The following is a 15,541-nucleotide window of genomic DNA, read 5'->3' on the forward strand; positions in this document are numbered from 1 at the left end:
TTAATTAATATTCTGAAAACTAAATCTGTCTCCATTTTCTATTCCCCATTGGTCTGATAGGCCTCCATTAATCTCAAGAACAAATTGTGTTGGACCTTCAGAGGGCAAAGAAGTTTCATCACGTGGTGTAGCGTTCTTCTGAATGCTTACAAGGGTGCTGTCTGCTCCGTAATATATAATGTCTAAAGGAATATATGTATTTTTCATGTAGAAGCTTCTAACCCTTTCAGAATCATAAATAAAAAGCATTCCCTGGTCATTTTCCAGACTTTCGCGATACATTAAACCTGTTTGATGCTCATAATCATTTTCAGCTAATTCAACATCCAGCTTCCTTAAGGTGTCCCCTGAAGCTTTTATAAGATATACTTCTCCTTCCTTTGTAAAATTGATGGGATCTGTCTCGATGATCTCTTCTTTTTTATCATCTTCACAAGAGGAAAAAGAAAGGCTTAAAAAGAGTGAAAGTGCGGCGAGGCCTAAAATGTTCCTTTTCATACTGTTTTTTGTTTAACAGGTCTGTACATAAAATAGAGACCGGCGATTACAAATGGAATACTTAGCCATTGGCCTGTATTTAACAGCCAGTTGGCGCGTTCTCCAACCTGTGGTTCTTTTATGAATTCTACAAAAAACCTAACCGTCCATAACAATACAAGGAATAGGCCGAATATATAACCGGTTTTAAATCTTTTCTCCGTTTTCCAATAAAGAAACCATAGGATCAGGAAGATTCCTAAATAACAAGCAGATTCGTATAACTGAGCAGGATGCCTGGCGAAGTCTTCTCCCAGTTTTTCGAATATTACTCCGTAGTCTGAATTTGTGGGTTTACCAATGATCTCAGAGTTGATGAAATTTCCAATCCGTACGAAAATTGCTCCACTAGCTACGGGGATCACAATTCTGTCTAATATCCAAAGTACCGGTTTTTGAACAACTCTTTTTGAATAAAGATACATTGCTACTATGATTCCTATAGCTGCACCATGACTTGCGAGACCTCGGAAGCCTGTAAACTCAAATTCTGGTTCAAATCTCACTGGCAGGAAGATCTCTAATAGATGATTCTGAAAATATTCCCAGTCATAAAATATCACATGGCCTAGTCTTGCCCCAATCAATGTGGCAAGTACAGTATAAATGAATAGAGAGTCTAAATATGCAATAGGAATATTTTCTCTTGTGAAAATGCTTTTCATTATATACCAGCCAAGGGTAAAAGCAATCAGGAACATCAAGCTGTAATAGTGAAGTGTGAAAAATCCTAAATCCAACCCTTCTGAAGGATTCCAGCTAATGGCATTAAGAAGCATACTTGTTATTTTGATTAGGCGTAAATATACATATTTGCCTTTTCTTTAGCTCGTTTTGTGGTCTGATTTTCGAGGAACGGGATCGTAGCCAGATCCGCCCCAGGGATGGCATCTACCTATACGTTTAATTCCCAGCCAGAAACCTTTTATCCCACCATGAGTTTCTATGGCTTCAAGCATGTAGCTAGAGCATGTTGGTTGGTATCTGCATGAAGCAGGAGTAAGAGGAGAAATAAATTTCCTGTAGAACTGAACACTAGCGGTCAATATGTTACTTAACCATCGATTCAGCATTATAAATAATTATTTTAAGGAAAAAGTAGTGCCGTCTTTCCCGTCTTTTAACTGGATCCCAATTTCCTGTAATCTATCCCTTATCTGGTCACTTAAAGCAAAGTTCTTATTATTTCTTGCCTCAGCTCTTAGTTGGATCAATAATTCAACCGTACCATTTAATTTTTCTTCACCGTTCTCGTTTTCAGTAGCCGAATCAGTCAGTCCAAGGATGTCAAACATAAAAGCACTCATGCTTGCTTTCAGGTTATCACGATCTTCCTGATTAATTAAAATTGTACCTTCTTTAATGCTATTGATAGATTTAACGGCATCAAACAATTTCGCAATTAGAATAGGGCTATTAAAATCATCATTCATTGCATCATAGCATGACTGTTTCCATGATTCCAGGTCGAAAGTTGACTTTTCAGAAACTGGAAGTTCCTCAATAGATTGATAGGATTCCATTAATCGGTTAAATCCCTTTTCACTTCCCATTAAGGCATCACTGGAAAAATCCAGGATACTTCTATAATGTGCCTGAAGAATAAAGAATCTTACCACATTTGGTGAAAATGCCTTAGTTAGTACATCATTGTTCCCGGAAAAGATCTGTTCTGGAAGTATGAAGTTACCCGTGCTTTTGGCCATTTTCTTACCATTTAAAGTAAGCATGTTAGCATGAAGCCAGTAGTTAACAGGCGATTTACCTGTAGCGGCTTCTCCCTGGGCAATTTCACATTCATGGTGTGGGAACTTAAGATCCATTCCACCGCCGTGAATATCAAATTCTTCACCAAGATATTTGGTGCTCATTACGGTGCACTCAAGGTGCCAGCCTGGAAAACCGTCGCTCCATGGGGAAGGCCATCTCATAATGTGTTGTGGTTCAGCCTTTTTCCAGAGTGCGAAATCCTGTGGATTTCTTTTGTCACTTTGAGCGGCAAGTTCACGGGTATTCGCGATCATATCTTCAATCGCTCTTCCACTTAATTTCCCGTATGCATGATCTTTATTGAACTTTATAACATCAAAATAAACAGATCCGTTCGCTTCATAGGCATAACCATTATCAAGAATCGTTTTGATTATCTCGATTTGTTCAACAATATGCCCTGTAGCCGTGGGCTCAATACTAGGAGGGAGATTGTTGAATTTATGCAGGATATTATGAAAGTCAACCGTATATTTCTGTACAACTTCCATTGGCTCGATCTGTTCAAGCCTTGCCTTTTTAGAAATTCTGTCTTCACCACTATCGGCATCATTTTCTAAATGGCCGGCATCAGTAATGTTTCTTACATAACGTACTTTATATCCAAGGTGCTTCAGGTATCTGAAGACCAAATCGAAAGAAATAAAAGTTCTGCAATTACCTAAATGTACATTACTGTAAACCGTTGGTCCACAAACATACATTCCTACATTCCCTTCGTTTATTGGAGTGAAAATTTCCTTTTCACCACTCATGGAATTATAAAATTTCAGGCTTTGTTCCTGGTAAAGCGCCATGTATTAAAATGTTTTTTGATTTATTAGAACGATGTGTCTAATTTAATATAATCCAGAAATTCTCGACGAATATCTTTTTGTTTAAAAGCACCACCAAATTCACTGGTTACGGTACTGCTTTCTATGTCGCGAATACCTCTACTATTTACGCATAAATGCTTAGCATCTATTACGCAAGCAACATCTGGAGTCCCTAGAACATTTTGAAGTTCATGAACTATCTGCATGGTCATTCTTTCCTGAACCTGAGGTCTTTTTGCAAAATAATCTACGATCCTGTTCATCTTAGAAAGACCTACAACTGTACCGTTAGAAATATAGGCAACGTGCGCTTTTCCAACGATTGGTAGAAGGTGGTGTTCGCAGGTTGAATATACGGTGATATTCTTCTCCACTAACATCTCTCCGTATTTGTATTTATTCTCAAATGTAGAAGCTTTCGGCTTTCTCTTTGGGTGAAGACCAGAGAATACTTCGTTCACGAACATCTTTGCAACTCTTAATGGAGTTCCTTTAAGACTATCATCTGTAAGATCAAGACCTAAGGTGTCCAGAATATTTTTGACATCTTCCTTAATTAGATCAATTTTTTCCTGATCTGTCTTTTCGAAGGCATCTTCTCTTAGTGGAGTATGTGCGCTACTGCCTGCATGGGCATCGCCCATTTCTTCAATTTCGTTCAATATTTTGTCTATTTTCATGCTTTTTTGCAATAATAGTCGGTTAAAACCGTATTGGCTTGCAAAGATACATATTTATAAGCTTTTGGCAGTATTCAAAAATCAATAAGCCTGAAGTGTTTGTCTGCTTTATATTTTATATTTTGCATAGGTTAAGGTGAGGACGGGAATGAGAAAGATTTTTAAAATAATGCTTCTCCTGATATTTGGGGTTTTTACGGGGGTTGCTGTAAGAGCTCAGGGCGCACTATGTTCAGATATAGAGCCTTTTTGTGCCGGCGATGAGCGACTTACCTTTCCAAATTCTAATGAAACCAATAGTGCTCAAATTACGGGTGAATTGGGCCCGGATTATGGATGTCTGGATGAGCAACCATATCCAGCCTGGTTCTTTCTTCAGGTAGAAAATTCTGGTAGTTTAAGGTTCAGGATTTCCCAGACAACCAATACTAATGGTACAGGTACTCCTTTAGATGTGGATTTTGTAGTGTGGGGTCCATTTGAACGTGGAGACGAGTATTGTTCCGGTTCATCTTTAAACTCCAGTAAAATTGTTGATTGTAGTTATCTTCCTGATGCGGTTGAAACCATGACGATTCCAGATGCCCAGGCCAATGAAATTTATGTTGTCGTGATCACGAATTTTGAACTGATTCCTGGTTTTATAAGCCTTGAACAGGTAAACGACAGTGGAGGTTCTACAGATTGTTCTATTCTCGATCTCGATTTAGGTGATAATATATCTGTTTGCGATGAATCAGAATACATCTTAGATGGTACTACAGCAGATGCCAGTAAGTATGAATGGTTTGTATTTAATGATTCAACTGCACAATTTGAAGTAATTCCTGGTGAAGAAGGGCCAACTTTAATTGTTAATTCCACAGGCAGATATAAGCTAATTGTTACCGATGAAATTGAAGGTAAAACAGAGGAAGATGAGGTGGTTGTTACTTTTTATAATAGTCCTGAAATTGGCGAGGTTTCCAGCCTGGCTGTCTGTGATCCAGAAGCAGATTTTATAGATCTCACCGAAAATTTTGAAGATCTCATTTTGCCTAATAATGGTGAAAATAGTAATTACAGCGTTCTTTATTACGAGACTGCGGAAGATGTTGCTGATCATGAATCCATAAGTCAGCCACAAATGTTTCCATTTGCGGATGGTAAAACTATATATGCTGAAGTTGTAGATTTAGAGAGCGGGTGTTCATCTGAAATTGAAGAATTTGAATTAACTATTTTTGACTTTCCAGAATACGACTTATCTGAAATTTCAATTTTTTGTGTGGATAGTGAGATGCAGTTGTTGAATCGGGTGAGTTTGGGTGAAGATCTTGGTGAAGGTTATTTTTATGAATGGCGTGATGGAGAAAATATAATTAGTACCAACCCTGAAGTGGAATTCAACGAGTTGCCTGAATCTTTACAAATAAGTGTGATTGTAGAACATCCTGAATCCGGATGTAAAATCGAATTTTTTTCTACTGTGGCTCCGGTTTCGCGCCCGGAAAATGTGTTGATTGAGGTCACTGGTTCAGACTTTAGCGATGGTTATACTGTAATTGCAAATCCTGATGACTTAATAGGGGAGGATTACGCTTCATTTGTATATAGGTTAGATGATGGTAACTGGCGGGAAAGCAATGTTTTTAACGACGTTCCTCCCGGTAGTCATACCGTTAGTGTTAGAGAATTAAATGGTTGTGGGTCTACCACCAGTGAAAGCTTTTTTCTAGTAGGTTATCCGCGTTTTTTCACTCCTAATTCCGATGGATATAATGATAACTGGAATTTAATTACAGATGCCAATATTAGTATAAAGAAATTATTTGTTTTTGATAGGTATGGTAAGTTAATAACGAAAATTGACCCGGCTCAAAAGGGGTGGGACGGTACTTATAATGGCTCAGATCTGCCGTCGGATGATTATTGGTTCAGGGTTGAATTCATAGATGAAAAGACTGGCGAGTATCGGGAATATATGTCCAATTTTACGTTAATGAGATAAAAAAAGCGCCTTTGGAAGACGCTTGATTATTATTTCGTTTCGAATACTTTATAACCCAAAGGTAAGGGATAAAATAACCTTTGAAAGGTCGCGATCTATATTGGCTGGATTAATAAAACCAGTAGAAGAATCATTTTCTATATTGGTATAATTATAGGCCAGGTCAATATTAAAACTACCAAAACCATAACCTATACCACCACTATAGCTGGTTAGATCACCTACAAGACCATTCTCTTCAAATGGACTGTCTTCCATTCTATATCCTGCTCTTAAACTGAAATTTGAAATACGATATTCACCACCAATTCTTAAGCTGCCAGCTGCTTTCATTTCATCGTTGATGGCATTATTAAGATCTGCATAGCTTATGTTGTAATTCGAGCTATATTCAATATTAGTGTAGTCTTTCCAGCCGTAATCTAAACTAATGAGGCCTCGTTTACCGAATAAATAAGCGAAACTACCATTTAATTTTCCAGGTGTTTTGTACCTGTATTCGGGATAAACATTAATAACCTGTGGTGAAATACTTATGAATTCGTCCAGAGAGCTATTAGTGTCCAGATACTGAGTTGTTTCTTCCCTCATAATAAACCAGGTTGGTGAATCATAAGTTAATCCGAATCTTATGTTATCGCTAACCTTTGCGATTCCACCTAGCTGGAAAGAAAAGCCTTCGCCGTTTGTTACCAGGTTATTTCCAAATTGGACTTCTGTAATTTCACTACCTGAATTAGAATTGAATTCAGTGAAACTAGTGGAATTCTCATAATTTATAAAATGAGAATTTAGATTCAATCCCAAATATATAAAGTCCTTGTATTGTGTACCAAGGTTGAATGTAAGCTTGCCATTCAATCCATTTGCAGCATATCTATATCTTTGATCAAAACTGCCGGGAGAAATTAATGAAAAGTATTCTGTATTATTTGGGTCCTCAACTTCTGCTGCTATAATGTTTCCTTCGTATCCTAAAAAAGCTTGTTGAGCATCATAACCATAATTCTCGCCTAAGAATGAGTATAGATCAGACCTGCTCTCATTCTCGCGTAAATCTATTAGATCTAATGGTATGCCGTTGGCATAACTTAAAAAATATTGGTCAATAGAATTAGAAGAAAATCCATTAATATTATAATTTTCCTCGTAATTCGATTCCGTAGTGTAATTGACTCCTAGAGAAAATTTTCGCCAATTATTATTTGATTTAGCATTAAAAACAAAAACACCTCCAATATTTCCCAGGTCGAAATTTGTTTCAGAACTACCTCCATTATTGTCATTAAAATCTATGCTATTATCCAGCTCACTATATCCCATTGTGATAGTTGAGCTGCTAGATAGAAATACAGCTGAGGAAGCAGGATTCATGCTTATAGCAGAAATGTCACCACCTAAGGCACCAAAAGCACCACTCATTCCCATGAATCTTGCCGTTCCAGATAGTTCGGTGTTTGCATATCTGTAGGCATCCCTAAGATCCTGGCTATGCATAGGGAGGATTGATAAGGTAGCTATTAAGAATAGAAATCTTTTCATTTTTTAAATCTGTTTATGGTTAAAAAAAACCTCACAGGTTGGGGATCCCGTAAGGTTAGATTCAAATTTTATTTGTGCTTATTAATTGCCTCCACGACCACCACCTCTTGAAGATCTGCTGCCAGAGCTTCTCGTTGCAGAGCCAGAACTTCTACTTGAGCTGCTTGAGCTTCTAGCGGAACTTGATCTTGTAGAAGAGCTACTGCTTCTTGTAGGGCTGGAAGTCCTGTAAGAACGGTTGTTACTGCTTCTTGATGAACTTTGATATACAGGGGAACTACTTCTGGTTCTGTTGCCAGAGTTGTAAGATCTTGAAGATTCAGTTCTGCTGCTAGTTCTTGTGTACATTCTTGAATTGTCGTTACTACTAACATTTCTTTGAACTCTGGAATTTCTGCCTCTGTCTGAAGAATATCTTGAATTTCTAATGTCTCTGATACTTCGAGCATAGGAGCTTCTTCTTTCATCTGTATTACTATATCTAGCTGCAGAGTTTCTTCTTCCGTTATTATACGCTACACGGTCGTTATAATAATTATAGTAATTGTACTGATTATAATAAGGTTGGTGGAATCCTCCGTAACCATAACCATAACCATATCTAAAGCCGAAACCAAAGCCATTGATGTGAGCCCAGCTGCCACTATAACCCCAAGGACCAACAGGTCCCCAGTGAGGATAAAATGGACCCCAGAATGGATCATACCATCCACCGTAATAACCTCTCCATCCATAGCCGAATCTCCAGGGTGAATGGAATCCGCCATAGAATCCGTTATTGATAACATTGATAGTATAAGTATCTGGATCGTCGCCCCAGGGAGCGTTGCCGCCAACATAAGCTACATCACCGCCAACTTCAGAATAATTCTCATATCCATCATTTGAGGTGTAATCTTCAACATCAGTGAAAATATCGCTTTCCAGAACCTCGCCAACCATCTCTGATTGTTGCGCGAAAAGATTTTTATAATACGATGTATTATTATTAGGTTTAACTTCATTTGATTCCGACTCTTGTTGTTCCCATATTCCTGGTCTGGATTCTCCATATATTCCATCAGTTTCATATCCAGAGTATTGATAGGAACTACAGGAGGCCAAAGCAAAAAGCACTACTGGAACAAACAATATGCTTAGTTTATTTCGTAAGGTGTAGTAAAGTTTCATTGGTAATTCTTTTTATTGTTGGGCATCCTAAAAATGGTTAGTTTTGCCCGAACGGTTAGTATCTACTAACGGTAAAAGATACAAGTTTTATGCCAAATTACAAGAAATGGGTAAGAATCTAACGAAGAGAAGCGAAGACTATTCTAAATGGTATAACGAACTGGTTGTGAAGGCTGATCTGGCTGAAAATTCGGCTGTTCGTGGCTGTATGGTAATCAAACCTTATGGTTATGCTATATGGGAAAAAATGCAGGCTGAATTGGACCGAATGTTTAAAGAAACCGGGCACCAGAATGCATATTTTCCATTGTTCGTCCCGAAAAGTCTTTTTGAAGCCGAAGAGAAAAATGCAGAGGGATTTGCCAAAGAATGTGCTGTGGTTACGCATTACCGCCTAAAAAATGATCCTGATAAGCCTGGGAAATTAATGGTGGACCCAGAAGCTAAATTAGAGGAGGAACTGGTTGTTAGACCAACTTCTGAAGCTATTATCTGGAATACCTATAAGAACTGGATTCAATCATATAGAGATCTTCCCATTAAGATTAACCAATGGGCAAATGTAGTGCGTTGGGAAATGAGAACGAGATTGTTCTTAAGGACCGCAGAGTTTTTATGGCAGGAAGGCCATACTGCTCATGCAACTAAACAGGAAGCGCTAGAGGAAACAGAATTGATGAATAACATTTATGCTGAGTTTGCTGAAAATTTTATGGCAATTCCAGTTGTGAAAGGTGCAAAGACTGAGAATGAGCGTTTCGCCGGAGCCTTGGAAACTTATTGTATCGAAGCTCTAATGCAGGATGGTAAAGCATTGCAGGCTGGAACTTCACATTTTCTTGGGCAGAATTTTGCGAAAGCCTTTGATGTTAAGTTTGCCACGAAAGAAGGAGGACTTGAAAATGTATGGGCTACTTCATGGGGAGTTTCAACCAGATTGATGGGTGCTTTAATTATGACTCATAGTGACGATAACGGTCTTGTGCTTCCACCAAACCTTGCGCCAATCCAGGTAGTAATTGTTCCTATTTATAGGAGTGAAGAACAGCTCGAGCAAATATCTGAGGTAGCAAATAAATTGGTTAATGAGCTTAGAGCTGTAGGTGTTACAGTGAAGTTTGATAATAACGATAACCAGAAGCCGGGCTGGAAGTTTGCTCAATATGAGCTGCAGGGGGTGCCGGTAAGATTAGCAATAGGACCTAAAGATCTTGAAAAAGGAACGGTTGAGCTTGCAAGAAGAGATACTTTAACGAAAGAATTTGTAAATAATGATGAAGTTGTAGAGAAGATCCAGGCTCTTATGACTGAAATTCAGGATAGTCTTTTTAATAAAGCGAAAGCTTATAGAGATTCTCATATTACTGAAGTGGAAAACTTTGATGAGTTCAAAAAAGTTCTAAAGGATAAAGGTGGATTCATTTCAGCGCATTGGGATGGTACATCAGAAACTGAAAATAAGATCAAGGACTTTACTAAAGCTACTATCAGGTGTATTCCTTTCAATAGAAAAGAAGAGGCAGGAGCGTGCGTATTAACCGGAAAACCATCAGAAGGAAGAGTGCTTTTCGCAAAGGCCTATTAAAAATTTTAAAAAATTTTGTAGAACATTTGCGGCATTCCAAAAAAGTTGTATTTTTGCATCCGCATTTGAAACAAAATGGTCCGTTCGTCTAGGGGTTAGGACGCCAGGTTTTCATCCTGGTAACAGGGGTTCGATTCCCCTACGGACTACAAAGTGAAACACGAAAGTTGTGTTTTGTTTGAAGCAACAATTTAAAGTTGCGCATTGAAATAATTTTTGGTCCGTTCGTCTAGGGGTTAGGACGCCAGGTTTTCATCCTGGTAACAGGGGTTCGATTCCCCTACGGACTACTTTTAAAAAACATTTAAATAACAATTGTAATGGCAAATCATAAGTCAGCGTTGAAGAGGATTCGTAGCAATGAGACTAAGCGTCTAAGAAATCGCTACCAGCATAAAACTACAAGGAACGCGATAAAGAAATTGCGTGATGCCGATAAGAAAGAGGCTGAGGCTATGTTGCCTTCTGTACTTTCTATGGTAGACAAATTGGCTAAGAAAAATATCATTCATGATAATAAAGCTGCTAACCTAAAGTCAAATTTGACTAAGCACGTCGCAGCACTTTAATTTTAGCAGTGTTCAATTTATAAAGGAATGCTTTCTGATTCATCAGAAGGCATTTTTTTGTTGGTCTAAATTAGAATACTGAAACTCCGGTTAAGGTCGTAAATCTTTCCAATGCCTTCATGCCAAGTTCAGAGTTTCCATTGTCATTAAGAATAGGACTCCATACGGCCACAGAATAATTCTCAGGATGAATGGCTACGATTCCACCACCAACACCACTTTTTCCCGGTAATCCTACCTGGAAACTAAATTCCCCCGCTTCATCATAGAATCCGCAGGTCTGCATTAAAGCATTAATCCTCTTTACCGTTTTAGGTTTTAGTATTTTTTTGTCATTTTCAAGAATTCTGCCTCTATTGGCAAATATCATGAATGCTTTAGAAAGTTGTTCGCAAGACATTGCTAAAGAACATTGATAGAAATAAAAGTCTACAATGGGCTCAACATCACATTTAATGTTTCCCAGTGCTTTTATATAATTTACCAGGGCGATGTTTCTGTAACCTGTAGATTTTTCTGAAGCCGCAACAGTTTCATCATAATGAATATCATCATCCCCCGTGATTTCCCTTACAAAATCAAGTAATTCCTGTTTTGGATCTTTCAATTGATCCACGAGAATATCTGATATTACCAGTGCGCCGGCATTGATAAATGGATTCCTTGGAATTCCACTTTCATATTCCAGCTGAGTAAGGCTATTAAATGGATCTCCAGATGGTTCTACATCGACACGATCCCAAAGATCTTCACCCATTAACCTCATTCCCATCGCCAAAGTGAATACTTTCGAAATACTTTGAATCGAAAACTTCTCTTTACTATCTCCAAAATGAAAATGCTGCTGGTCACCACAATAAACATGCATCCCAAATTTCTTTCGGTCTACCTTAGCAAGTTCTGGAATGTAAGAGGCTACTTTACCTTTTACATCACGGTAACTCATTTCATCGTGAATACTGTCAAGAATATTCTGGTAATCCATATTAATTCAAATCGGTTAAATCTGTTCCTGTCTCTATTTCGAAAGGTAATTTATCCTTTTCGAAAACCCTTGCCTGTAACTCGCCTTTTAACGTAACTTTATTATCCTTTAAATCAATCCAGCTACCTTCTCTCAATCCTATTACAGGCTGTGAATTTATGGAATGAAACTCTTTGATTCTGGTCTCCCTGGTTTCACCTTTATGTTCTGAATTTGGATCTGGATCTAAATAATGCGGATTAATATTAAAAGGCACAATACCTAAAGTTTGAAAAGAAGGAGGATAAACGATAGGCATATCGTTGGTGGTTTGCATGCTTAAACCACCAATATTGGTTCCTGCACTTGTACCCATATACGGAGTTCCGTTGCGTACTGCTGTTTTTATTTCGTTCATTACCTTATTTCTGTATAATTCTGAAACCAGTAAAAAGGTATTTCCACCCCCGGTAAAAATTCCCTGTGCCTTATTTACAGCTTCAACTGGATTTTGGAACTCATTGATCCCTCTTAACTTTAATCCTGCTTTAGTAAAAGCTTCTGCTGCTTTAGCAGTATATTCTTTATGTGAGATTCCGCCTGGCCGGGCATATGGGATAAACAAAACTTCTTCTACATCTTTAAACAATTCAGGTAAATGCGGAACAAGATATTCCAGGTAATCCTGATTATGTAATGTTGAGGTACTGGCAAGGATAGCTTTGATCATAGTTTTTACTGTAAATTTAGATAATCATGGGCATTAACAAAAGTTTAGAGCCATACAAAGGCGAAATTGAAATTTGTTTCGTTATTGAATAATCGAATACTAACCAATTCGCTTGAATTTAAAAACCATTTTGAGGCTTCTGCCGTTATTCTCATGGCTGTTTTTAGCAGAATCACCTATGTACTCACAGGAAATAAAACTACTGGAGGGACAGGTGATATCTGATAGTATCCCTACTGCGAATATTCATATAGTAAATCTGGATCTAGAAAAAGGAACTTCCAGTGATGATACAGGAAAATTCAAGATCTATGTTAGAATTAGTGATACTTTGCTGTTTTCTTCTGTACAGTTTGAAAATCGAAAAGTTATTATAAGTGCCGCAGATTTGGAAGATGATGAGATGGTAGTGAAATTATATCCTGCCAGAAATGAATTGCAGGAAATTCAGGTAACAGATCTAAAATTAAGTGGGCATCTGGATAAAGATCTACCAAAAGTGAAAATATTCGACAGGCAGAAATATGGAATTCCATATCCAGAAAAAAAACTGACTCAAACTGAAAGGAAGTTGTATGCAGCGAATGCCAATATTACGAGCCGATGGCAATATATTGGAGTCCTGTTGGGTGGAGTTCCCTTAGATGTCATTATGAATGATATTAATGGCAGAACGAAATACTTAAAAGCTTTGGATAAACAGGATAAATTGCAGATCAGGGTTCAGAGAGGTATTTCACTTTTAGGAAGAACATTTTTTATATCTGAATTAGACATCCCCGAGAATGAAGTGGAGAATTTCGTGTACTATTGTGCAGAGGATTCAGAATATGGCAAGCTTCTGGATTCTCCAGATATGTTGAAGCTTATAGAATATTACAAATCAAAAAGGCAGGATTTTATTGACCTGAGACAAATAACTCAACGCATTGAAAATTAGTTCTTACTTAAAATTATTATCAATAATTACGATAATTCTTCTGTTTCAAGATATGAACGGGCAGGAAAGAGAAATTCTCAAGGGGAAAGTGATCGTAGATAGTCTTGAAAATAGTTCTGGTATTCATGTGGTGAACCTAACTGCCGAGACCGGGACTACTACAGGTGAAAATGGGGTGTTTAGAATACAGGCAAAAGAAGGTGATACCCTGTTCTTTTCATCTATACAATTTGAACATTCCAGAGTGGTTGTCAATGAGGTTTCAATGCAACAAGTTCTTCGGGTTAAATTATTAAAGAAATTTAACGAGTTGGATGAAGTTCAGTTGGACGATATTCGTTTGACTGGAAACATCGCAAAGGATATAAATTTAGTGCCTAAATCTATTTATGAAAAACTAGGAATGGCATTTCCAAAACCCCGCCCCTCAAGTCTGCAACTGGCAGTTCAATCGGCTAAAGGTAATGGTCCGTTGCTGACTATTATAAATACCTTAAATGGGAAGATTAAGCAACTGGAAAAAGCCGAAGAGAATAATGAAATATCTATTGTAGTTAATAAAGGACTAAATCTTGTAGGAAAGTCTTTCTTTGTCTCACAACTTGGTATTGAAGAAAGTGAAATAATAAATTTTCTATTCTATTGTGCCGACGACTCTGAATATTCAAGATTAGTAAATGAAAAAAAACTATTGAAATTAATTGAATATTTTGAAACTAAAATAGATTCTTTCAAAGTATTACGTGAATTGGATTAAATTTCTTTTTTTTGTGAAATAATGAAAATCAACTTGATAAAACGAAGCCGCTTGAATTCAGAAGGTATAATAAGCAGAAAATATCTGTTTCTATTGTTGTCAATTTTTATTTCGGGTTTTACTGCCTTGGCACAGGAATCGGTTATGTTAACAGGACAGATCGAGGCTAAGAGCACATATATTGATAAAATACATGTTATTAATCTAAGTCTGGAAAAGGGAGTTGTAACTAATCCTAAAGGAGAATTTCAAATTATCGCCAGGGAAAATGATAGTTTATATATTTCTTCTGTACAATTTCAGAATAAAACTATTGTTGTTTCTCCAAAAATGATCGAGGATCAAAAAATTTCTATTCAATTATATGATGATGTTAATGAATTGGCAGAAGTTGTGATCGACGATATTAAGCTTTCAGGGAATTTGGCGAATGATCTTGGTAAGATATCTATTACGGAAGTTGAGGAGAAATATAAACTTCAAAATGAACTAAATCGCTTCTTACAAAAAGATCGCGAACTAAATCCTTACGTAAAACCTTTGGCAAACGGCGGAGTAAGGCTGGATAAGATTGCGAATGCGGTTATAGACAAGCTATCAAAGGATAAGCCGGTAAATTATAGTTCAAGAGAAATTGCTAATAAAAGTATTGCTATCGTTGGTCAGGAATTTTTTAGAGAAGATCTGAATTTGAATGAGAATGAGATCTGTAATTTCGTTTATTTCTGTACCGAAGATGCAAGATTCAAGCGCCTGGTTTTAAATAATAATGCTTTCGTACTTATAGAATATTTTCAAACCCGAATCGAGGATTTTAGGGAAAGAAGAGGTTCCATATTAAATAAACCAGGTCAGATCCCAAGTTGATCTCTATATCATTTAAACCTTTTAGATTTTTAAAAGTCAAACCTATGTAATTCAGATTAACCTGAATTTTGGTTTAAAATTTGCTCTATTAGTGCTAAAAATATCTATGAAAAAGACTTTTGCTCTTTTATTTGCCCTTGTATTACTAACGTCCTTTTCAACAAAGGATCACGAAACTTACTTAAGCGTTACCGAAATAGAATACAATAAGGAACAAAAAAGTCTTCAAATAATTTCCAGAGTTTTTATCGATGATCTTGAAGATGTACTTGCAAAGAGATATCAGAAAGAAGTAAGCTTATCTTATAAGGAGGATCTTGAATTAAACAAGGATCTTATCGAAAAATACCTCAATAAAAAACTTAGTATCACCATAAATAAAGAATCTCAGAATCTTAAGTTACTGGGGAGTAAATTTGATGCCGATCAAATTGTATTATTCATTGAATGTAAAAATGTCCAGAACCTAAAGCAAATAAGAGTTGAAAATTTAATTCTTACAGATCTTTATGATTCTCAAAAAAATATAGTCCACGTTAAAAAGGGAGAAAGTATAGAGAGTATGCTTCTTGTGAAAGGCAACAGCAGTAAAACTTTAAATTTTTAAAATGCTTTCCTTAGT

General features: G+C 37.0%; 16 protein-coding genes and 2 tRNA genes. 9 read left to right on the forward strand and 9 right to left on the reverse strand.

The genetic code is table 11. The features are described 5' to 3' along the window. From G530_RS0105770 to folE, 5 genes are read right to left on the reverse strand one after another with little or no spacing between them, the layout of a single operon-like run. Positions 1 to 498, reverse strand: coding sequence for a DUF192 domain-containing protein (locus G530_RS0105770; RefSeq protein ID WP_026933627.1), 498 nt, complete (start codon positions 496 to 498; stop codon positions 1 to 3). Next, the gene (gene lgt / locus G530_RS0105775; RefSeq protein WP_026933628.1) at positions 495 to 1,316 is read right to left on the reverse strand and encodes a prolipoprotein diacylglyceryl transferase; all 822 of its coding nucleotides are present in this window, start codon (positions 1,314 to 1,316) and stop codon (positions 495 to 497) included. The genes G530_RS0105770 and lgt overlap by 4 nt, the downstream gene beginning before the upstream one ends. Positions 1,317 to 1,361: 45 nt before the next feature. Then, entirely contained in the window at positions 1,362 to 1,610 is a 249-nt protein-coding gene (gene yidD, locus G530_RS17460) for a membrane protein insertion efficiency factor YidD (RefSeq protein ID WP_084519413.1), read from the reverse strand. Between the two features lie 9 nt (positions 1,611 to 1,619). Then, positions 1,620 to 3,104, reverse strand: coding sequence for a cysteine--tRNA ligase (gene cysS / locus G530_RS0105780; RefSeq protein WP_026933629.1), 1,485 nt, complete (start codon positions 3,102 to 3,104; stop codon positions 1,620 to 1,622). A 23-nt stretch (positions 3,105 to 3,127) separates the two neighbouring features. Continuing rightward, positions 3,128 to 3,805, reverse strand: a complete 678-nt coding sequence (folE, locus tag G530_RS0105785; protein WP_026933630.1) for a GTP cyclohydrolase I FolE — start codon at positions 3,803 to 3,805, stop codon at positions 3,128 to 3,130. A gap of 169 nt (positions 3,806 to 3,974) precedes the next feature. On the opposite strand from folE, the gene G530_RS0105790 reads away from it, so the two are divergent. Then, positions 3,975 to 5,795 (forward strand): T9SS type B sorting domain-containing protein, encoded by a 1,821-nt coding sequence (locus G530_RS0105790; protein WP_035716083.1) that lies wholly within the window; start codon positions 3,975 to 3,977, stop codon positions 5,793 to 5,795. 48 nt (positions 5,796 to 5,843) lie between these two features. On the opposite strand, the gene G530_RS0105795 is transcribed toward G530_RS0105790, so the two are convergent. Together G530_RS0105795 and G530_RS17605 are read right to left on the reverse strand one after the other, a co-directional pair. After that, positions 5,844 to 7,337 carry an OmpP1/FadL family transporter gene (locus tag G530_RS0105795; protein ID WP_026933632.1) on the reverse strand — a complete coding sequence of 498 codons (1,494 nt, stop codon included), beginning with the start codon at positions 7,335 to 7,337 and terminating at the stop codon, positions 5,844 to 5,846. 81 nt (positions 7,338 to 7,418) lie between these two features. Next, positions 7,419 to 8,507, reverse strand: coding sequence for a hypothetical protein (locus G530_RS17605; RefSeq protein WP_156888598.1), 1,089 nt, complete (start codon positions 8,505 to 8,507; stop codon positions 7,419 to 7,421). A gap of 106 nt (positions 8,508 to 8,613) precedes the next feature. Here G530_RS17605 and proS point away from each other — a divergent pair, with 106 nt between their 5' ends. From proS to rpsT, 4 genes are all read left to right on the forward strand, one after another. Beyond that, positions 8,614 to 10,092 carry a proline--tRNA ligase gene (proS, locus tag G530_RS0105815; RefSeq protein WP_026933636.1) on the forward strand — a complete coding sequence of 493 codons (1,479 nt, stop codon included), beginning with the start codon at positions 8,614 to 8,616 and terminating at the stop codon, positions 10,090 to 10,092. A 77-nt stretch (positions 10,093 to 10,169) separates the two neighbouring features. Beyond that, positions 10,170 to 10,241 (forward strand) — tRNA-Glu (locus G530_RS0105820). A 69-nt stretch (positions 10,242 to 10,310) separates the two neighbouring features. Beyond that, positions 10,311 to 10,382, forward strand: a tRNA-Glu gene (locus G530_RS0105825). 30 nt (positions 10,383 to 10,412) lie between these two features. Beyond that, complete coding sequence (rpsT, locus tag G530_RS0105830) at positions 10,413 to 10,661, forward strand: 30S ribosomal protein S20 (RefSeq protein WP_026933637.1); 249 nt, start codon at positions 10,413 to 10,415, stop codon at positions 10,659 to 10,661. A gap of 70 nt (positions 10,662 to 10,731) precedes the next feature. On the opposite strand, the gene G530_RS0105835 is transcribed toward rpsT, so the two are convergent. Both G530_RS0105835 and pepE read right to left on the reverse strand, forming a co-directional pair. After that, on the reverse strand, positions 10,732 to 11,646 hold the full coding sequence (locus G530_RS0105835; protein ID WP_026933638.1) for a glutaminase: 915 nt from the start codon (positions 11,644 to 11,646) through the stop codon (positions 10,732 to 10,734). Between the two features lies 1 nt (position 11,647). Continuing rightward, entirely contained in the window at positions 11,648 to 12,355 is a 708-nt protein-coding gene (pepE, locus tag G530_RS0105840) for a dipeptidase PepE (protein ID WP_026933639.1), read from the reverse strand. 178 nt (positions 12,356 to 12,533) lie between these two features. Here pepE and G530_RS0105845 point away from each other — a divergent pair, with 178 nt between their 5' ends. The 4 genes from G530_RS0105845 to G530_RS0105860 all read left to right on the forward strand — a co-directional run bounded on the left by G530_RS0105845 (position 12,534) and on the right by G530_RS0105860 (position 15,526). Further along, entirely contained in the window at positions 12,534 to 13,295 is a 762-nt protein-coding gene (locus G530_RS0105845) for a peptidase associated/transthyretin-like domain-containing protein (RefSeq protein WP_026933640.1), read from the forward strand. A gap of 52 nt (positions 13,296 to 13,347) precedes the next feature. Then, positions 13,348 to 14,052, forward strand: coding sequence for a hypothetical protein (locus tag G530_RS17260; RefSeq protein ID WP_156888599.1), 705 nt, complete (start codon positions 13,348 to 13,350; stop codon positions 14,050 to 14,052). A 51-nt stretch (positions 14,053 to 14,103) separates the two neighbouring features. Further along, positions 14,104 to 14,919, forward strand: coding sequence for a carboxypeptidase-like regulatory domain-containing protein (locus G530_RS0105855; RefSeq protein ID WP_157717394.1), 816 nt, complete (start codon positions 14,104 to 14,106; stop codon positions 14,917 to 14,919). A 106-nt stretch (positions 14,920 to 15,025) separates the two neighbouring features. After that, complete coding sequence (locus G530_RS0105860) at positions 15,026 to 15,526, forward strand: DUF6702 family protein (RefSeq protein ID WP_051199707.1); 501 nt, start codon at positions 15,026 to 15,028, stop codon at positions 15,524 to 15,526. Positions 15,527 to 15,541: the final 15 nt, after the last annotated feature.

Source organism: Christiangramia echinicola DSM 19838, assembly GCF_000423065.1.
Taxonomy (GTDB): domain Bacteria; phylum Bacteroidota; class Bacteroidia; order Flavobacteriales; family Flavobacteriaceae; genus Christiangramia; species Christiangramia echinicola.